This is a genomic window from Synechococcus sp. CC9605 (genome assembly GCF_000012625.1).
GTDB lineage: Bacteria > Cyanobacteriota > Cyanobacteriia > PCC-6307 > Cyanobiaceae > Parasynechococcus.
On the sequence record NC_007516.1, the window covers coordinates 2,262,183 to 2,280,685 of the forward strand.

Annotated in this window: 19 protein-coding genes; 5 read left to right on the plus strand and 14 right to left on the minus strand. The window is 63.3% G+C overall.

The features are described 5' to 3' along the window. Positions 1 to 12 precede the first annotated feature (12 nt). Positions 13 to 1,653, plus strand: a complete 1,641-nt coding sequence (locus SYNCC9605_RS12270) for an ABC transporter ATP-binding protein (RefSeq protein ID WP_011365384.1) — start codon at positions 13 to 15, stop codon at positions 1,651 to 1,653. A 4-nt stretch (positions 1,654 to 1,657) separates the two neighbouring features. Here the strand turns inward: SYNCC9605_RS12270 and SYNCC9605_RS12275 are convergent, their stop codons facing one another. Together SYNCC9605_RS12275 and ylqF are read right to left on the minus strand one after the other, a co-directional pair. Continuing rightward, a complete protein-coding gene (locus SYNCC9605_RS12275; RefSeq protein ID WP_011365385.1) occupies positions 1,658 to 2,659 on the minus strand; it encodes an RluA family pseudouridine synthase in 1,002 nt (333 codons plus the stop codon). Then, the gene (gene ylqF, locus SYNCC9605_RS12280; RefSeq protein WP_011365386.1) at positions 2,656 to 3,522 is read right to left on the minus strand and encodes a ribosome biogenesis GTPase YlqF; all 867 of its coding nucleotides are present in this window, start codon (positions 3,520 to 3,522) and stop codon (positions 2,656 to 2,658) included. Before ylqF ends, SYNCC9605_RS12275 begins: the two co-directional genes overlap by 4 nt. Positions 3,523 to 3,640: 118 nt before the next feature. Between ylqF and pgk the strand changes: the two genes are divergently transcribed. Further along, entirely contained in the window at positions 3,641 to 4,846 is a 1,206-nt protein-coding gene (gene pgk, locus SYNCC9605_RS12285; protein ID WP_011365387.1) for a phosphoglycerate kinase, read from the plus strand. An 8-nt stretch (positions 4,847 to 4,854) separates the two neighbouring features. Here the strand turns inward: pgk and SYNCC9605_RS12290 are convergent, their stop codons facing one another. Then, positions 4,855 to 5,220, minus strand: a complete 366-nt coding sequence (locus SYNCC9605_RS12290) for a hypothetical protein (protein WP_198002456.1) — start codon at positions 5,218 to 5,220, stop codon at positions 4,855 to 4,857. A 72-nt stretch (positions 5,221 to 5,292) separates the two neighbouring features. On the opposite strand from SYNCC9605_RS12290, the gene SYNCC9605_RS12295 reads away from it, so the two are divergent. Further along, positions 5,293 to 6,180 carry an NAD(P)-dependent oxidoreductase gene (locus SYNCC9605_RS12295; protein WP_011365389.1) on the plus strand — a complete coding sequence of 296 codons (888 nt, stop codon included), beginning with the start codon at positions 5,293 to 5,295 and terminating at the stop codon, positions 6,178 to 6,180. Here SYNCC9605_RS12295 and SYNCC9605_RS12300 read toward each other — a convergent pair. After that, positions 6,177 to 6,914: a hypothetical protein gene (locus SYNCC9605_RS12300; RefSeq protein WP_041435256.1), complete on the minus strand. Its 738-nt coding sequence runs from the start codon at positions 6,912 to 6,914 to the stop codon at positions 6,177 to 6,179. The two genes, SYNCC9605_RS12295 and SYNCC9605_RS12300, sit on opposite strands and share 4 nt — an antisense overlap. A gap of 58 nt (positions 6,915 to 6,972) precedes the next feature. Between SYNCC9605_RS12300 and SYNCC9605_RS12305 the strand changes: the two genes are divergently transcribed. Beyond that, positions 6,973 to 8,049, plus strand: coding sequence for a UDP-N-acetylglucosamine--N-acetylmuramyl-(pentapeptide) pyrophosphoryl-undecaprenol N-acetylglucosamine transferase (locus SYNCC9605_RS12305; RefSeq protein WP_011365391.1), 1,077 nt, complete (start codon positions 6,973 to 6,975; stop codon positions 8,047 to 8,049). 1 nt (position 8,050) lies between these two features. Here SYNCC9605_RS12305 and SYNCC9605_RS12310 read toward each other — a convergent pair whose 3' ends face one another. The 3 genes from SYNCC9605_RS12310 to rnhA form a co-directional block, all read right to left on the minus strand. Then, positions 8,051 to 9,124, minus strand: coding sequence for a threonine-phosphate decarboxylase (locus SYNCC9605_RS12310; protein WP_011365392.1), 1,074 nt, complete (start codon positions 9,122 to 9,124; stop codon positions 8,051 to 8,053). A 75-nt stretch (positions 9,125 to 9,199) separates the two neighbouring features. Further along, positions 9,200 to 10,381 carry a quinone-dependent dihydroorotate dehydrogenase gene (locus SYNCC9605_RS12315; protein ID WP_011365393.1) on the minus strand — a complete coding sequence of 394 codons (1,182 nt, stop codon included), beginning with the start codon at positions 10,379 to 10,381 and terminating at the stop codon, positions 9,200 to 9,202. 8 nt (positions 10,382 to 10,389) lie between these two features. Further along, on the minus strand, positions 10,390 to 11,148 hold the full coding sequence (gene rnhA / locus SYNCC9605_RS12320; RefSeq protein ID WP_011365394.1) for a ribonuclease HI: 759 nt from the start codon (positions 11,146 to 11,148) through the stop codon (positions 10,390 to 10,392). A gap of 51 nt (positions 11,149 to 11,199) precedes the next feature. On the opposite strand from rnhA, the gene SYNCC9605_RS12325 reads away from it, so the two are divergent. Further along, positions 11,200 to 11,928, plus strand: coding sequence for a DUF3747 domain-containing protein (locus tag SYNCC9605_RS12325; protein WP_011365395.1), 729 nt, complete (start codon positions 11,200 to 11,202; stop codon positions 11,926 to 11,928). Positions 11,929 to 12,201: 273 nt separating this feature from the next. Here the strand turns inward: SYNCC9605_RS12325 and rplL are convergent, their stop codons facing one another. The 7 genes from rplL to SYNCC9605_RS12360 all read right to left on the minus strand — a co-directional run bounded on the left by rplL (position 12,202) and on the right by SYNCC9605_RS12360 (position 18,502). Beyond that, positions 12,202 to 12,591: a 50S ribosomal protein L7/L12 gene (rplL, locus tag SYNCC9605_RS12330; protein WP_011365396.1), complete on the minus strand. Its 390-nt coding sequence runs from the start codon at positions 12,589 to 12,591 to the stop codon at positions 12,202 to 12,204. 54 nt (positions 12,592 to 12,645) lie between these two features. Then, on the minus strand, positions 12,646 to 13,173 hold the full coding sequence (rplJ, locus tag SYNCC9605_RS12335; RefSeq protein WP_006851480.1) for a 50S ribosomal protein L10: 528 nt from the start codon (positions 13,171 to 13,173) through the stop codon (positions 12,646 to 12,648). Between the two features lie 237 nt (positions 13,174 to 13,410). Beyond that, the gene (rplA, locus tag SYNCC9605_RS12340; protein ID WP_011365397.1) at positions 13,411 to 14,118 is read right to left on the minus strand and encodes a 50S ribosomal protein L1; all 708 of its coding nucleotides are present in this window, start codon (positions 14,116 to 14,118) and stop codon (positions 13,411 to 13,413) included. A 71-nt stretch (positions 14,119 to 14,189) separates the two neighbouring features. Then, positions 14,190 to 14,615, minus strand: a complete 426-nt coding sequence (rplK, locus tag SYNCC9605_RS12345; protein WP_011365398.1) for a 50S ribosomal protein L11 — start codon at positions 14,613 to 14,615, stop codon at positions 14,190 to 14,192. Between the two features lie 109 nt (positions 14,616 to 14,724). Then, entirely contained in the window at positions 14,725 to 15,393 is a 669-nt protein-coding gene (gene nusG / locus SYNCC9605_RS12350; RefSeq protein ID WP_011365399.1) for a transcription termination/antitermination protein NusG, read from the minus strand. Between the two features lie 21 nt (positions 15,394 to 15,414). Continuing rightward, the gene (gene secE, locus SYNCC9605_RS12355) at positions 15,415 to 15,657 is read right to left on the minus strand and encodes a preprotein translocase subunit SecE (RefSeq protein WP_041435259.1); all 243 of its coding nucleotides are present in this window, start codon (positions 15,655 to 15,657) and stop codon (positions 15,415 to 15,417) included. A 70-nt stretch (positions 15,658 to 15,727) separates the two neighbouring features. Further along, positions 15,728 to 18,502, minus strand: a complete 2,775-nt coding sequence (locus SYNCC9605_RS12360; protein WP_011365401.1) for an ATP-dependent Clp protease ATP-binding subunit — start codon at positions 18,500 to 18,502, stop codon at positions 15,728 to 15,730. Between the last annotated feature and the right edge of the window lies 1 nt (position 18,503).

Consider the following 18,503-nt stretch of genomic DNA (forward strand, 5'->3'; position numbering starts at 1 on the left):
TCGGGTCAATCCATGGTATTCAGTGCAGGACCCCCTGTCGCTCCTGTTGCACTGTTCATGGGCCGGCCTGTTCTGGAACTCGAACAGCTGCGCTTGCGCTACCCCGGCAGCGAGTCGTGGACGCTGGATGGACTGAATCTGAGCCTTGAACCGGGGGAGACCCTCGCCTTGGTGGGATCTTCGGGCTGCGGCAAAAGCACGGTGGCGCGGGCCGTGATGCAGCTGCTGCCCCAGGGAACGCTCTGTGAAGGACGGCTGGCTTTGACCGGCCAGGATCCACGCCAACTCAGGCGACCGCAGTTGCGGCAGCTGCGGAGCAAGACCGTGGGTCTGGTGTTTCAGGACCCGATGACGCGGATGAATCCGCTGATGAGCGTGGGCGGCCATCTGATCGACACCCTCAAAGCCCACCGGCCTCAAACCAGCACCGCGGGGCACCGGGAACGGGCCCGGGAGCTGCTGGAGCGGGTGGGCATCGGGGCCAACCGCTTCCGCGCTTACCCCCATGAGCTCAGCGGTGGGATGCGACAGCGCCTGGCCATTGCCTTGGCGATTGCCCTGGAACCACCGCTGCTGATCGCCGACGAACCCACCACCAGCCTGGATGTGGCGGTGGCCGGGCAGGTGATGGCGGAGCTCAGCGGCCTCTGCCAGGAACTGGGCAGTGCCCTGCTGCTGATCAGCCACGACCTTGCCATGGCCGCTCGCTGGTGCGACCGCATGGCCATGCTCGACGGTGGACGCAAGGTGGAAGACGGCCCCAGCCACCAGCTGCTCACCCGGCCGCAGTCATCCGTCGGGCAACGGCTGGTGGCCTCCGCCCAGGCCCGGGAAGGGGGACGCTCTCCGGAACGTCCCGACAACAGCAACGTGCTGCGGGTGGAGGAGATGCGCTGCTGGCATGCCGTGGGTGGCGCACCTTGGGCGCCCCTCTGGCTGAAGGCGGTGGACGGGGTGAGTTTCGAGCTCAGGGCCGGGGAAAGCCTGGGGGTGGTGGGGGCCTCCGGCTGTGGGAAAAGCACTCTCTGCAGGGCCCTGATGGGGCTCAACACCATCCGCGGCGGACGGGTCGACCTGCTGGGCCAAGACCTGCTGAACCTGCGCGGAGAAGCACTGCGAACGGCCCGGCGAGCCCTCCAGATGGTGTTTCAGGACCCACTGGCCTGCCTGAATCCGGCCCTGCAGGTGGCGGATGCCATCGCCGATCCGTTGCTGATCCATAGCCTCTGCTCCAAGGCCGCAGCCCGAGAGGAGGCCCGGCGCCTGCTGGAGCGGGTTGGCCTCAGCCCGGCCGAGCAGTTTCAAGATCGCCTGCCGAAGCAGCTTTCCGGCGGCCAGCAGCAGCGGGTGGCCATCGCCCGCGCCCTGGCGTTGAAACCCAAGGTGCTGATCTGCGATGAGAGCGTCAGCATGCTCGATGCAGAAGTGCAGGCGGATGTGCTGGCGCTACTGCGGGAGCTGCAGAAGGAGTTGGGGCTCGCAATCGTGTTCATCACCCACGACCTCTCGGTGGCCAGTGGCTTCTGTCACCGGGTGATGGTGCTGGACAAAGGAAAAGTGGTTGAAGAGGGCCCTGGAGACCGAATCTTCAGCGCACCTCAGGCGCCGATCAGCCGAACTCTCGTGGAGGCCTGTCCAAGGCTGCCGCGGTAAGCCGTCAGCCCGACGCGGCGCGACGTCTCAACACTCCCAGCAACTTCTCCATCACCGGCGGCAGGGGGGCTTCAAACATCATCCGCTCTCGGGTGATCGGATGGTCGAGCCCCAACTGCACGGCATGCAGGGCCTGACCAGGCAGCTCGATCGGCAATTTGCGACAGCGGCTGTAGGTGGGGTCCCCAACCACGGGGTGATTCATGTGGGCGCAGTGAACCCGGATCTGATGGGTCCGTCCGGTGTCGAGCTTGAAGCGCAACAGGGAGTAGTCGCCAAGACGCTCCACCAGGGTCCAGTGGGTGCATGCATACCGACCGTTTTCGCTGCTCACCACCGCGTACTTCTTGCGATCCGCCGGATGACGGCCAATGGCGCCGACGATCGTGCCGGAATCACCGCCGGGCACGCCATGAACGACCGCGAAATACTCGCGGGAGGCGATTCGTTTCTGGATCTGAACCTGCAGCCGCACCAGGGCCTCCTGGCTCTTGGCAATCACGATGCAGCCGGTGGTGTCTTTATCAAGGCGGTGCACGATCCCAGGCCGCAGCTTGCCGCTGATGCCGGGCAGGTCGGGGCAGTGATGCAGCAGGCCATTCACCAGTGTGCCGTCCTTGTTGCCTGGCGCCGGATGCACCGTCAGTCCGGCTGGCTTGTTGAGCACGATCAGATGGTCGTCCTCAAACAACACATCCAGATCCATCGGCTCCGGCTTGAGGTACGGCAGCGGTTCCGGTGGCGGCATCCAGAGCTGCACCTCATCGCCCTGGCGCAGGGGTGTTTTGGCCTTGCCGGTCTTGCCGTTGACGCGCACATAGCCCGCGTCGATGAACTTCTGAATCCGGGCGCGGCTCTGCTCGGTGCGCTGGCTTACCAGCCAGCGGTCCAGCCGCATCGGCAACGGCTTGGGATAGGCCAGCGTCAACAGCTCGCCCTCCCCTTCGCCAAAGCGATCCGTGAAGGTCTCCTCCGGCAGCGGAGGACGTTTCCAATGCGGGCTCATGCCGGCAGCTCCAGGGCGATGCTGCCGAGGGCGGATTTACGGAAATCATCCAGCAACCGCTGGGCCATGCGCGCTGTCTCACCGGAGGTGTGGCGGGCTGCTGCGGCATCCAGCCAAAAGGCGGGGTCGGCCGTTTCACCGCTAAGGGGAATGCCGTAGCGCTCCTGCAGCAGCGGAATCGTCACGCCAGCTGCAGCCTGGGATTCCACATCCAGCAGCAACTGCAGGAAGGCCTGGGCCACCAGCTCACCGTCGTAGGCGGCCTGGCCGATGTCGTCGCAAAGGGCCAGCCGCAGGGCCGCCTGCTGGTCATCGAGCCGAGGCGGCAGCACGCCAGGGGCATCCAGGAGATCGAGGTCTTGTCCCAGACGCACCCAGCGCAGGGTGCGCGTCACCCCTGCCCGCCGGGCACTGGCCACCACCTTCTGCCGCACAAGACGGTTGATCAGGGCCGACTTACCCACGTTGGGGAATCCCAGAGTGAGGGCTCGCACCGGCCTGGGCCGCATGCCCCGGTTGCGGCGGCGTTCGTTGAGCTGGTCGCCGGCACGAATCGCGGCCTGCTGCACCTGCTTCACGCCGGTTCCGGCCTTGGCATCACACCAAACCGTCTTCTGACCCTGAGCCTTGAACCAGGCCTCCCAGGCCTCCTTGGCCGCCGCGGTGACCATGTCGCGCCGGTTGATGACCAACAGATGCTGTTTGCCCTTCAACCAACGATTGAGATGGGGATGCCCCGTGGCGAGAGGGATGCGGGCATCACGCACCTCAATCACCAGATCAACCTTGTCGAGATGGCGTTTGAGCTGCTGCTCCGCCTTGGCGATGTGGCCGGGGTACCACTGGATCGTTGGGGTGCTCACGAACGCAAACGCACAGAACAGACGGCCAGCCGGAACAGATTCACTTTGAACGCGCTGGCGCCATTGCCATTCACACGGGTTAATCTCACCCCGTTTTCTTACCGCACGACACAACCCTATGGCGAAGCGTTCCCTGGCCAGCCTCAACGCCGGCGACCTGAGCGGCAAACGCGTTCTCGTGCGGGTTGACTTCAACGTGCCCCTGAACGACACCGGTGCGATCACCGACGACACCCGCATCCGTGCCGCCCTGCCCACGATCAACGACCTAATCGGCAAAGGCGCCAAGGTGATCCTGTCCGCTCACTTCGGCCGTCCCAAGGGCCAGGTGAATGACGCCATGCGTCTCACCCCCGTGGCCGCTCGCCTGAGCGAACTGCTGGGCAAGCCCGTGGCCAAGACCGACAGCTGCATTGGCCCCGACGCCGAAGCCAAGGTGGGCGCCATGGCCAACGGCGATGTGGTGCTGCTGGAGAACGTGCGTTTCTTCGCTGAAGAGGAGAAGAACGAAGCCGGTTTCGCTGAGAAACTCGCAGGCCTGGCTGAGGTGTACGTGAACGACGCCTTCGGCGCCGCCCACCGTGCCCACGCCTCCACCGAGGGCGTGACCAAGTTCCTCAAGCCCTCCGTCGCCGGCTTCCTGATGGAGAAGGAACTTCAGTACCTGCAGGGTGCCGTGGATGAGCCCAAGCGTCCCCTGGCTGCCATCGTCGGCGGCTCCAAGGTGAGCTCCAAGATTGGCGTGCTCGACACCCTGATCGACAAGTGCGACAAGGTGCTGATCGGCGGCGGCATGATCTTCACCTTCTACAAGGCCCGCGGCCTCTCGGTGGGCAAGAGCCTGGTGGAAGAGGACAAGCTGGAACTGGCCAAGGAGCTGGAAGCCAAGGCCAAGGCCAACGGCGTGCAACTGCTGCTGCCCACCGACGTGGTGCTGGCCGACAACTTCGCCCCCGATGCCAACAGCCAGACCGCTGACATCAACGCCATCCCCGATGGCTGGATGGGCCTCGACATCGGCCCCGACTCGATCAAGGTGTTCCAGGAGGCCCTGGCCGACTGTCAGACCGTGATCTGGAACGGCCCCATGGGCGTGTTCGAGTTCGACAAGTTCGCTACTGGCACTAACTCCATCGCCACCACCCTGGCCGACCTGAGCGGCAAGGGCTGCTGCACGATCATCGGTGGCGGTGACTCCGTGGCAGCCGTCGAGAAGGCAGGACTGGCCGAGAAGATGTCCCACATCTCCACCGGCGGCGGCGCCAGCCTCGAACTGCTGGAAGGCAAAGTGCTGCCCGGCGTGGCTGCCCTTGACGCCGCCTGATCAGCGGCTCAGGCCTCGAGCCTGCGGCCGTTGGCAGCGGGTTTTCCGGCGCGCGCCGGAAGCCCCAGCTGATTCCGCACTTTGTTCATGTATGCCCGGTAGTCCTGCTTGAGGGACTTCCGGGCTTTTTTCTTGTCCTTGCGGCACATCTTGAACTCATCCAGTGATGAGGCCGCATCAACGCAGATCTGATGGCTCTGCAGCAGATCAAGTCGACGCTGGTAGTTGTCCTTGAACCAGGTCTTGCGGGCCTGGAACAGCACTTCGGCCTGCGCGGGAGACTCGTCACGACCGGCCGCATCCGATGGAGCGATCGTGATCACCGGGGCCGCCAACAGGGCAGCGAAAGCGAGGGAAGCCGTGGAGATGCGCATCATTCAGACCATCGGGATAGATCCATTCTGGAGTGATCCGTCAATCAGGATCTGATTGCTTCGCCGTGAGTCATGACCAGATGTGACCTGAGCCTGGGCTTCGTGGGGTTGGGGGCTCTTGGCTTGCCCATGGCGATCAACCTGCACCGCGCAGGGTTTCCACTACGCGTGCACACCCGCAGCCGTAACGCCGAAACCAGCGCGGGGCTCGAGGGTGCGATTCGGTGTTCCAGCCCAGCCGACGCCAGTACTGGCGTGGATGTGCTGCTGCTCTGCGTCAGCGACGATGCAGCCGTTGAAGAGGTGTTGTTCGGCCCCAACGGTGCCGCATCACAGCTGAGCGATGGCAGTGTGGTGCTGGATTGCTCCACCATTGCTCCCGCCACAGCCCAACGCTGTGGGGAACGCCTGGCAGGCCAGAACGTCCATTACCTGGATGCCCCCGTCACCGGTGGCACGGAAGGCGCCAAACGCGGCAGCCTCACGGTCCTGGTGGGAGGAGCCAGCGAGCTTCTGGAACGAGTTCAGCCCATCCTCGAGGTAATTGGAGGCTCCATTCATCACTTCGGCGGCGTGGGGCGGGGGCAGCAAGTGAAGGCCGTGAACCAGGTGCTGGTGGCCGGCAGCTATGCCGCCGTCGCCGAGGCGGTGGCCCTGGGCCAGCAGCTCGATCTACCGATGCCACAGGTGATCGATGCCCTCAAAACCGGCGCCGCCGGCTCCTGGGCCCTCGAACATCGAAGCACCGCCATGCTGAACGGCAGCTACCCCCTAGGCTTCCGACTCAGCCTGCATCGCAAGGATCTCGGGATTGCCCTTGATGCAGCCAAGGCCGTCCAACTGGATCTGCCCGTCACCACGCTGGTGGAACAGCTGGAACTCGATCTGATCACCAATGGCCATGGTGATGAGGACGTGTCCGCCCTGCACCGCTGGAACCAAACGAGGCAGGAGAGCTAGTTGCTGCTGACCACCCTCACCCTCTTGGTGGCCGTCACCACCCCATCGGGATGCACCAACATCAGGGCCCAGGACTGCGAACCTGGTTGCTGCGGTGCCTGAACGCTCTTGAACAACCCACCACCACCCTGGGGCGCCAGCGTCAGATTGGGGCGCATCTGAGCCAACAGCTGCTCATCAGTGAGGTTGATCAAGCCACCCGCCACCAAGGCCTGGCCCAGCGGCTCTTCAACAATCAAGTCGACGTCGTAGCGACTGCCAGTGAGCACTACATCGGGGATGGCGACCTTGACGGCCAAGGGGCGTTCACCGCTGCGCAGCAACGACTCCTGGGCCAACAGTTCCTGTTCCACCAGCTGACCATTGTCCAGACGAATCGCTATCTCTTCGCTGGCCTCCAGGGCATAAGTCAGCCCCTCGGATTCAGCGACACCCCGCACCCGCAGGCTCAGGGTCGGGCGGCCATCCGGCGTGGGCGCTGCGGGTTTCACTTGCCAGGTGACCTCGGGGAAATCCTGCTGGAATCGTGCAAAGCGCTCGGTCAGCACCGGCTGCAGATCAACGCTGGTCAGCGTGTCGAGCGCTGACGCACTGCCACTGTTCAAGGCTGTTTGCAGGCGATCACTGAAACGTTCCAAGGCACTTCCTTCGCGAGCGGACTGCGCGACGGAATGGGTTGGCGACAACAGCATCGCCATGGCCGAGACGAGCGTGACTCCCAGGAAACGACGCACGGGCCGGAACGCGACAACCCAATTAAGTTAGGCCTGGTGAGCGGTGACGGCCGACGCAATGACCCGGCTTCTGATCGCCGCCAGCGGCACCGGCGGCCATCTCTTCCCCGCTCTAGCAGTTGCTGAAGCCGTTGAAGACCTGTGGCTTGTGAGCTGGGTTGGCGTGCCCGATCGCCTCGAAACACAACTGGTGCCAGAACGCTTTGGTTTGGTGTGTGTGAACGCCGGTGGGCTGCAGGGTCGCGGGCTCAAAAAGCTGCTGCAGCTGCTGCGGCTGCTGCTCGCCAGCGTCAGCGTGCGGCGAGCGATCCGGCGAAACGCGATCGACGCGGTTTTCACAACAGGCGGTTACATCGCCGCCCCAGCGATCCTGGCGGCGCGTTGGTGCTGCATTCCCGTGGTGCTGCATGAATCCAATGCCATCCCGGGGCGGGTCACCCGATTGCTGGGTCGCTTCTGCAGCGCCGTGGCCATCGGCCTCCCCGCAGCCGCCAAGCGCATCCCAGGCAGCCAGCCAGTGCTGACGGGAACACCGGTGCGTTCCAGCTTTCTGACCCCACAACCCCTGCCGAGCTGGGTCCCCCATGGCGCCGGGCCGCTCCTGGTGGTGATGGGCGGCAGTCAAGGCGCCGTTGGCCTCAACCGGATGGTGCGTGCGGCGGTGCCGACCCTGTTGCAGCAGGGCTGCCGCGTGGTGCACCTCACCGGCGACAACGACCCCGACATCGAGCAGCTGCAACACCCACAATTGGTGGAACGCCGCTTCAGCGATGAGATTCCCGGGCTGCTGCAACATGCTGACCTGGCCATCAGCCGCGCCGGGGCCGGCAGCATCAGTGAACTGGCGGTCTGCTGCACCCCAGCCGTGCTGGTGCCATTCCCGCAGGCGGCAGACCAGCACCAGGAGGCCAATGCCGCCTGTGCGGCATCCCTCGGTGCGGCCGTGATCGTGCATCAACACGAGCCGGAGCAACCCGTGTTGCTGTCCACCGTGCAAAGGCTCCTGGCCGTGAAGCTGGAGCAGCCCGATTCAGCATCCGACCCGCTCGCTCAGATGCGTGAAGGCATGCAGGCCCTGGCGGAAAGGGATGCCGAACGGCAGCTGGCGGCCTTGCTTCAGACGCTGGTGAAGTGAATCAAGCCAGAGGGCTGCGCTTCAACTCCTCACGCAACGCCCTCACGATGCGGCGGTTGTTGCGGCGCGATTGCAATCCGATCCGGAGCCAGTTCTCGCCGAGCCCCTGAAAACTGCGGCAATCCCTCAAAAGAATGTGATGGTTTCGTTCCAGAGCTTTCTGCAAAGGGACCAGCGAACCCGCACCGAAGATCAAGAGGAAATTGGCGCTGGAGGGCATAGGGCATAACCCCGGCAAACCCGCCAAGCGCCTTTGCATCCAAGCCCCCTCGGTGGCGGTCCAGTGCTGCACTCGGCGGCACCAACGCTCATACCGCCTCGGAGAAACCAGCAACCTCTCAGTCAGCGCTGCAGCAATGCCATTGACTGGCCAAGGGTCCCGCCAGTCCCGCCAACGCTTGAGGCGATCCGGGTGCGCAATGGCATACCCAACGCGTAAACCCGCCACCCCAAACAACTTGGTGAGGCTGCGAATCACCACAAGATTGGGGTGGTGCTCGACCAGCGGAATCATCGATTGCTCCTCCCCATCAGGCACCAAAGGCAGGAAGGCCTCATCGCAGATCACCAACCCATGAGTCGCGAGCAGAGGCTCCAACGACGCACGACTCCAGAGCTGCCCCGTGGGGTTGTGGGGATTACAGATCCAGGCCACTGATGCCTGCAGGGGGGGATGGACCAGCGGGCCAGCGTGATGCCAGGTCAACGCCAAGGGCTCGTCAATCCACGGAGCGTTCCAGCACTGCAAAGCCCGCCGGTAGTCGGCAAACCCAGGAGAGATAAGCCCACTAACCCCTATGGCGGCCGCGTCGCGCGCCGCCCAGGTGAACAACTCAGCCGCACCGTTGCCGGGCAACACAGAATCAGGATCCAAACCGTGCAAGCCCGCCATCGCCTGACGCAGGGACGCTTGGCCGCGATCGGGATAATCGCGGATAGCAACTAGGGAGATACGGGAGCAGTTCGGGCTCCAGGGAGCCAGGGAGGCACTGGCATCCAGCAACTGCGATGGCCTGCAGTTCAATCTGGCGGCGGTTGCGTCGCGGTTACCGCCATGGCGCAGGTCGACGCCCATCCCGACTCCCGATAAAACGCAGGGACATTTAAGGGCGCAACATCGAGCAGATGAGGTTCCTTTGAAGCAACACGTTCAGTCCTGCCAGGGCAAGCCACTTCCTGACGCCTCCGCAATCGTGCGCAGGCCATAGCGATCCAACTGCAGCAGCAAGCCTTCCAGAATCCGCGGCACCAGATCCGGCCCCTGAAAAATCCAGCCCGTATAAAGCTGCACCAGGGAGGCACCTGCGGTGATGCGCTCCCAGGCAACTTGAGGAGAATCAATCCCACCCACACCGATTAACGGCAGCGCCGGACCAGCACTGGCCCGCAAGCGACGGATCACCTCCTGGGCCCGATGGCGCAGGGGGGCACCGCTGAGACCACCAGCCTCCTCCGCCAGGGTGCGCCCGGTCTGCGGCAGATGCCGTTGCTCAAGGCCCAACCGATTGAGACTGGTGTTGACCGCAATCACACCGGCCAGGCCCTCTTCAAAGGCCAAACGGGCCACGGCATCAATCGACTCATCATCAAGATCCGGTGCGATTTTCACGAGTAACGGCGGGCAAGCCGGCAGCCTTCGCAGCCGCTCAACCAGACGCCGCAACTGGGCTGTGTCCTGCAGATCCCGCAGACCGGGGGTGTTGGGGGAACTGACGTTGATCACCGCATAGTCCGCCAAGGAGGACAACAACTCCAGAGAAGCCGCGTAGTCGTCCGGTGCCTGCTCCAGAGCCGTAATCTTGGATTTGCCAACGTTGATCCCAAGCACCGCTGGCCGCCGGCCGGGCGGGTCCAGGCGTTGACGCTCCAGCGTTTTCAATAGTGCCTTGGCGCCATCGTTGTTGAATCCCATCCGGTTCAACGCGGCCTGCTCCTCAGCCAAACGGAACAGGCGTGGTTTGGGGTTGCCCGGCTGGCCATGCCAGGTGACGGTGCCCACTTCGGCGAAGCCAAAGCCGAAGCGATCCCAGATGCCAGCCGCCACACCGTTCTTGTCGAATCCCGCCGCCAAACCCACCGGGTTGGGGAAGCGGCAGCCAAACAACACCTGTTCCAAGCGCAGATCACGCCGTTGCAGATCCGCCGCCACACCATCCAGCACCGTGGACACCCCGGGCCAGCGCCGCCGCAGGCTGGCCTGACCTAGAGCCGTAAGCGCAGTGCGCGACAGCTGTTCCGCATCCAGACCGTCGTCCCGCGCCAGGACCGGGCCAAGCCAACGCTGATAGAAGGCACCGCTGCTGAGCGGTCCGGCCGAAGAGGACGGCGACATGCGCTGGCTCAGGACTGTTCTGATCCTGCCTCGCGACGCTGCAGGGTCCAGCGCCCCTCCGCCTGGGGCTCGATGGTCCAATCCCTCCAGATCCAGCTCTCAGCCTTGGTTTCCAGCTGTTTGAGCGGCTTTTCCACCAATTGCGCCAGCTCCAGCAGCGACAGGCTGTAACCACCCTGTGCCAAGCGATCGGCAAGCTCCAAGCGCGACAACAGCTGCAGCAGTGGCTTGGGGGCGACCTCAGATGATGCGCCTGGTGCGGCCTTGGAGGAGGGCAGCTCCGACGATCCCTGCTTCAGAGCCAAGGGCGGCTGAGCGTTATGGGAGTACGCCACGGCGATGCGATCCACCCGTTCGTTGTCGGGATCACCGCTGTGGCCTTTGACGTAGCTCAGGGGGACGTCATCCAGACGGGCAGCATCCAGGGCCTTCCAGAGGTCCTGGTTGAGCACGGGCTTGCCAGCAGCCGTTTTCCAACCTTTGCGCTTCCAGCCTTTGATCCAGGAGCCCAGGCCATCGATCAGATATTTGCTGTCAGTGCGCAGGGTGAGATCCGGATGACGGGGCAGCTGCTCCAGCCGTTGCAGCACCTCCAATGCCGCCTGCAGTTCCATGCGGTTGTTGGTAGTGTCGGGCGCATGGCCACCGAATTCCTCAACGCTGCCATCTTCGAAACGCAACAACGCGCCCCAACCCCCCGGACCTGGATTGCCGCTGCAGGCACCATCCGTTGCTGCAGCCACGACCCGTCCCCGTCCTTCCGCCATTGATCGGTCCCAACACTGTTCGGTACAACACGGTTTCTGGCGTCACCGTGGATGAGCCGAACCTACCTGCGGGCTGCCGGCCTGACTGCCGTAGGGCTTCTGGCCGCAGGCTTGTCGCAGGAGGCCGCAGCACGGGCCTTGTTTGACAGTGCTGCAATGCCAGAGAAGCACTTTGCTGTGCTGGCCCAACCGATAGGCAGGGCCCAGTGGAAACTGCTGGTGCTGGAACAGATCAAGGTCCAACCGCGCTGCTGGAGGGCACGGCAGGACGGACTGGTGGAGCCCAGCCTGAATCGCTTCAACTTCAGCGGCATCTGCAAGCGCTACCTGGACAGCAATGGCTACTCGCTGCGCAGCGGGGGCCAAGACCTTGGAACCCGCTTCCGCTTCCGGCTCAAGCGATCCGGCACATCGCTGAAGCTTGAGGCGCTGGACCCCCAGCAACGGGCACCACTGCTGGTGGGTCAGGCTGCCGCACCAGCTCGCCGCGATCCCAACGGGTTCGTGGCCTTGAGGCTGGAACCGGGCTGGGCTTTGGAACGTCGGGTTTACCAGGGACGCCCGTTGAACCACCTGTATTTCGCCCACCAGGAACCGGTGAACCGGCTGCTAGCCATCGCAAGCAGCCGCGGCCATCGCTCACGCTTAAGCCGACTGGGAGCCCCGATGGCGCCGATCACTCCACCGCTGTTGCCCGCTGCACCAGCATCACGCCGACGAACCACACGCCTCGCCAGCACTGCTCCGATCCGGCTGCAGGTGATTCCTTACCGCCGCTGAGGACAAACCGTCACAGTGCCAGTTGGGAGAGCGCACAGACAGGGGCTGATAATGGAATCTCCGCCCTTAATTTGATCTTGTGTGAGGAGTGCTGAACGCTACTTCAGGGTCGAAACAAGGACAGACTCCTGAACGTGTTCCTCTCGACAAAAGCTCCGCCTTTGGCGGGGCTTTTTTGTTGCTCAGACAAAAACACAAAAAAAAACCAGCTCTCAACAGAACCGGCATCTGAAAGAGAACAGGGGGAGAGGGACAAGCCCTCTCCCAAGGCGATCACTTGAGGGTGACCTTGCCGCCTGCTTCTTCGATGGCCTTCTTGGCAGCCTCGGCGTCTTCCTTGGAGACACCTTCCTTGAAGGCCTTGGGAGCAGCCTCGACCAGAGCCTTGGCGTCGCCCAGACCCAGGCCAGTGGCCTCGCGGACAGCTTTGAGGACTTTGATCTTGGCGGAGGCCTCGAAGCCTTCGAGGATCACATCGAATTCGGTCTTCTCTTCAGCGGCCTCGCCACCGCCACCAGCAGCGCCAGGGGCAGCCATCACAACACCAGCAGATGCTGCGGCGGACACACCGAAGGCCTCTTCGATCTGCTTAACCAGCTCGGAAGCTTCAAGCAGGGAGAGGGATTTCAGCGATTCGAGAATTTCGTCGGTTTTTGCAGACATGGTTTTGAAAGGGGAAGCAACAGATCAATGAACAGTGGTCTCGGCAGGGCCGAATCAGCCTTCGCCGCCTTCGGCGTGCTGCTTGAGCGCCCTGGCCATACCAGAGGGAACCTCGTTGATGCCCACAGCGACCTTCGTGGCCACGGCGTTGATGGCACCGGCGATCTGAGCCATGAGCTGCTCCTTGGAGGGGAGATCGGCAATGGCTTTGATCTCGTCCTGAGACAGGAGCTTGCCTTCGAAAAGGCCACCCTTGGTCTCGGACTTCTTGAGTTCCTTCTGGAAGGTCTGAACGGCCTTCACACCGGCACCAACATCGCCCTTCACCAGGACGAAGGCGTTGGTTCCGGTAAGCAGGGAGTCGAGGCTGGCCCAGTTGCTGTCACCATCAATGGCACGGCGCATCAAGGTGTTTTTGGTCACCTTGCAAACGCTGTCGCTGGCCCGCAGACGATCCCGCAGGTCAGACATTTCCTTGATGGACAGGCCCTTGAAATCAAGGACAAGTGCCAGTTCGGCGTCGGCGAGGAGCTCTTTGAGCTCTCCGACGATCTGCTGCTTGTTCTCCAGCGTGCGGCCCATAGGGATTGGATCGGATCAAAGGAACAAGCTGGGCACACGGCCGATCGAGTCTTCGAAAGGAAGACGAGGCCGCGTGCCGATCCAATCCCGAATGGGAAAAACCGTGTCGCGTCTGCCTCGGCAGGGATTACATCAACGGGAATGACTGACGTCACTCCCAGGGACATCCTGCTGTCTCTGGCCGGGCGCGTGCCCGATTTGGCTTTCGCCAATAGTTAATTGTAGAGGAGAGCCGGATCAGCTCCCCTGCTCGATGTCCTGCAGAGCAGAGAAATCGACTTCAACGGAAGGACCCATGGTGGAGGTCACATACAGGGACTTCCAGTAGCGGCCTTTGGCACCGCTGGGCTTGTTGCGGTCGATGGTTTCCTGCAGGGTCTTGAGGTTCTGCAGCAGGGCATCGGCACTAAAGCTGGCCTTGCCGAAGCGGACGTGGACGATGCCGGTGCGGTCGGCACGGAATTCAAGTTTGCCGGCCTTGAATTCCTTGATCGCGGCCTCGAGGTCCGTGGTGACGGTGCCTGCCTTGGGGTTGGGCATCAAGCCACGGGGGCCGAGAACCCGACCCAACTTGGCCACCTTGGGCATCATGTCGGGGGTGGCAATCAACAGGTCGAAATCCATTTCGCCCTTGCTGATGCTTTCCACCAGGTCTTCTTCACCGGCGAGTTCAGCACCAGCGGCTTTGGCTTCAGCCACCTTCTCACCGCGGGTCACCACAGCGATGCGCACGGACTGACCGGTGCCGTTAGGCAGAGCCACGGTGGTGCGCAGCTGCTGGTCGGTGTACTTCGGATCGATGCCGAGGCGCACATGTGCCTCCATCGTCTCGTCGAATTTCGCGTTGGCGTTGTCCTTCACCAGGGCAATCGCCTCGAGGGGTGCGTAAGCACGGTCCTCGATCTTGCCGGCCAGGCTGGCCAGACGCTTGGAGATTTTGGGCATGTTCAGAGTTGGGGTTCAGACGACATCAGGGATGCCTCCCCCGTATGGGTTGGAGAAGCGATGCAGCGACGTCAGTCGCTGATGGAAACGCCCATGTTGCGGGCGGTGCCTTCGATGATCCGCATGGCGGACTCAATGCTGGTGCAGTTGAGGTCGGGGAGCTTGGTCTTGGCGATCTCCTCGAGCTGAGCCCGACTGATCGATCCAACACTGCCCTTGGCGGACTCACCGGATCCCTTTTGGATCTTTGCGGCCTTGGTGATCAACACCGACGCCGGAGGCGTCTTGGTGATGAAGGTGAAGCTGCGGTCTTCGAAGACCGAGATCTCCACCGGAATCACATAACCGGCTTTGTCCTGCGTCCGAGCGTTGTACTCCTTGCAGAACATCATGATGTTCACACCGTGCTGACCGAGGGCAGGGCCCACCGGCGGCGCGGGGTTGGCTTTGCCGGCATCTAGGGCCAGCTTGATCACAGCTACGACTTTCTTGGCCATCGGCTGGGGGGTTTGGACAGCTGCGGATCACCAGACCCTCGAGTCGGGTGCGGCGGAATGGTTGCCCACTCCCAAGGCCGCCCTCCGCAGGGAGACGGCCGCCGCCAGGTCAGTTCTGTTTGCTGATCTGAGAGAACTCCAGTTCCACCGGGGTCTCGCGACCGAAGATGGAGAGCAGGGCCTTGAGCTTGTTGCGCTCGCCGGACACCTCGATCACCTCGCCCTGGAAGTCCTTGAACGGACCAGCAGTCACCAGGATCTGATCGCCTTCGGTGAGATCCACCTTGACGACGGTCTTCTTCTCGGCAGCGCGTTTGAAGATGCGATCCACCTCAGAGCGGCTGAGGGGACGAGGCTTGATGTGGCCGCGGGCCTTACCGGTGGCGCGCCGGTCTTCAGCACCGACGAAATTGATCACGTTCGGGGTGCTCCGCACCGCCATCATCGTGTCCTCATCGAGCACCATCCGAACCAGCACATAACCGGGGAAGACCTTCTCCTCGGTGGACTGACGGGTGCCGTCCTTCTTTAGCTTGACGGCAGGGGTCTGGGGAATCTCAATTTCAAGAATCCGGTTGCTCACCCCGAGGGTGACGGCCCGCTGCTCCAGGGTGGCCTTGACCTTCTTCTCGCAGCTGGAGGCCACCTGAACGGCGTACCAACGGGCGATGGCCGTGTTGGCGACAGCCGCCGCAGGCAAAGTGCTGTCTTCCCCCTCGTTCGGGGCCGGCAGATCAAGCACCTCAGGGGCATCCGGTGTGGTCAGGTCGTCGGGCACGGCGAGAAATGTGATATCGAGTCAGCGGAACACCTGGGACGAAGCCCACCCAAATAAGCGACTGACAGCCGCGATGGTGGCGGCCGAAAGGCTGACCATCAGGATCACAGCGATGGATTCGCTGAACAATTGCTGGCGGCTAGGCCAGACCACGAGTTTCAGCTCATCAACCGTGTCCGCAAGAAAACCACCGGATTTGGTGGAATCGGCAGCGGCCTTGGAGCCGTCAGTTGTGGTGGTGTCCTCAGAGATGGGGCTGGTCACGGGGATGGGACCGGAAGTTGACAACGGTGCCGGTAGGCACTTCGCCAAACAGACACCTTACCGGATGCCCTCAAACCCCCACTGGATCGAACACCAGAGCATCCGTGCCGGCCTCCCCCAGCCGCACCGTCACGCCACTGGCTCCGGCAAAGCGCTCCTCAAGCAGCAGGGTGGAGAGCGGATTTTCCAATTGGCGCCGCAACACCCGACGCAGCGGTCGCGCCCCGTACTCCGGTTCGTGGCCCTGACGGGCCATGGCCTCGGCAACAGCATCTTCCACCTGAAGGGCAAGCCCCTGCTCGGCCAACAGGGCAGCGAGATCCTTCAGTTGCAACTGAACAATTCGCACCAGATCAGAGACCTCCAAGGGGCGGAAACGAATCACCTCATCGATGCGGTTGAGGAATTCAGGCCGGAACTGGCTGGAGAGCGCTGCATCCACCTGCTGTTGCAGGGCTGACTCATCCGTGGATCCTGAGCGGGCATGTTCAAGGATCGCCGGGCTGGCCAGATTGCTGGTCATCACAACCACGGTGTGGCGGAAATCAACGGTGCGGCCCTGGGAATCGGTGAGCCGGCCGTCATCCAGCACCTGCAGCAGCAGGTTGAAAACATCGGGATGGGCCTTCTCCACTTCATCAAGGAGAAGCACCGCGTAGGGACGACGGCGCACGGCCTCCGTGAGTTGTCCCCCTTCCTCGTAGCCGACATAGCCGGGGGGAGCACCGATGAGCCGAGCCACGGCATTCCGCTCCATGAACTCACTCATGTCGAGGCGAACCAGTGCTTCCTCTTCATCAAACAGCGACCCCGCCAAGGCCTTCGCCAGCTCGGTCTTGCCGACGCCGGTCGGCCCCAGGAACAAGAACGATCCCACCGGACGACGGGGATCCTTCATGCCGGCCCGGGCCCGGCGGATGGCAGCGGCAACGGCCGTCACCGCCTCGCCCTGACCAATCACCCGTTCCGCGAGATGGGCGTCGAGATCCAGAAGTTTGCGCCGCTCGCCTGCCAACAGACGCTGCACGGGGATCCCGGTCCAACGGGCCACCAGATCCGCGATGTCACCAGCCTCCACCTGCTCGCGCAGCAGACCTGTTCCGGCGGACTGGGCCTCCGCCTGGGACGCCTCCAGTTCATCCCGGCGCTGCTGCACCCGATGCAGCTGGTCGTACTGCAGGCGAGCCGCCTCTTCGAGGTCACCATCCCGCTCGGCCTCAGCGATGGCATGGCGCAGGTCTTCGTCCTGCTGGAGCAGCTGGCCGAGCTCCTCGAGCTGACCGCGCTCCTCCTGCCAGCGCCGCCGCAGATCGTCCAGTCGTGTGGACACTTCAAGCCGGTTGCGTTGGAGCTGAATCCGCTCCGCTTCAGGGGCCTGCTCAGCGGCAAGCAAGGCCAGTTCAACGCGGCGCAGATCCGCCTCGGCCTCCTCCACCACCTGGGGCTTGGAGGTGACCTCCATCTTCAGTTGCGCCGCCGCCTCATCGATCAGATCAATGGCTTTGTCCGGCAGGCAGCGATCGCTGATGTAGCGGTCGGCGAGACGGTTGGCGGTCTGAATGGCCTCATCGGTGATGTTGACGCCGTGGTGCAGCTCGTAGCGCTCCTTCAGGCCGCGCAGAATTTCGAGGCTCAGCTCCAGATCCGGCTCCCGGATCACCACCTGCTGGAAGCGGCGGTTGAGGGCCGGATCCTTTTCCACCGTGAGCCGGTAATCCTCTGGCGTGGTGGCACCGATGCAGCGCAGATCGCCACGGGCGAGGGCTGGTTTCAACAGGCTGCCGGCATCGGTGCTGCTGCGATCACTGCCGACAATGGTGTGCAGCTCGTCGATGAACAACACCACCCCGGAATCGGAACCACTCACTTCCTCGAGCACCGAGCGCAGGCGTTCCTCGAACTGACCGCGGAACTTGGCACCGGCAATCAAAGCCCCGAGATCCAGCGCCACCAGCCGCAGACCCTGCAGCGACTCCGGCACTTCACCCGCCACCATCCGCTGCGCCAGCAGCTCCGCAATCGCTGTTTTGCCAACACCGGGTTCACCGATAAGCACCGGATTGTTCTTGCTTCGGCGCGAGAGCACCTTGATCAGGTTGCGAATTTCAGAATTGCGACCGATCACCGGATCCAGGCTGCCTGCTTCCGCCTCTTCGGTGAGATCCCGTCCATAAGACTCCAAGGCCGTGGGGGGCTCCGGCAAGGGGGCCTCAGGAGCAGGCGACTGGGGGGTGACAGGAGCGACAGGCTCTGGCCCGCGCACTGCACCGGGGATGGAGGGAACGCGCGCCATCCGTTCACGACGGGGCGCTTCTTGCTGCACCTCGGGCTGAGACCGCGGCATCGACCGCTCCTGGGGTGGAACGGTCACGCCAGGAACCCGGTCATCCATACCCGGTTGGATCAACTGCTCCAGGGCATCGGCCGACAAACCAAAGCCGGCGAACAGATCAGCACCGATGCGAGGATCGGCACCAATGGCCATCAGCACCTCCGGCAGATCGATGACGTCACCATTCCAGCGCCGACGGATGGCATCAGCCGAATCGAGCAGCTGTTCCAGGTCATCACCGATGAAGAGCTCAGCGCCTCGCCCCGAGGGCTGATCGGCCAGCTCATCCTCCAATCGATCCAAAAGCGCATCGATGGGGAGGGGCAAACGCTCCACCAGGCGGCGGCACGCGGGATCGGTGAACAGCACCTGGATCAGATGCTCCACGTCCAACTGCTCATGACGCCAGCGACGGGCGACGTCCTGACCACTGAGCAGCAGATCCCAGGCCGCGTCGCTGAAGCGATCCGGCTCATGAGTGAGGCTGCCGTTCAACGCTGGCGATGAAGTCATC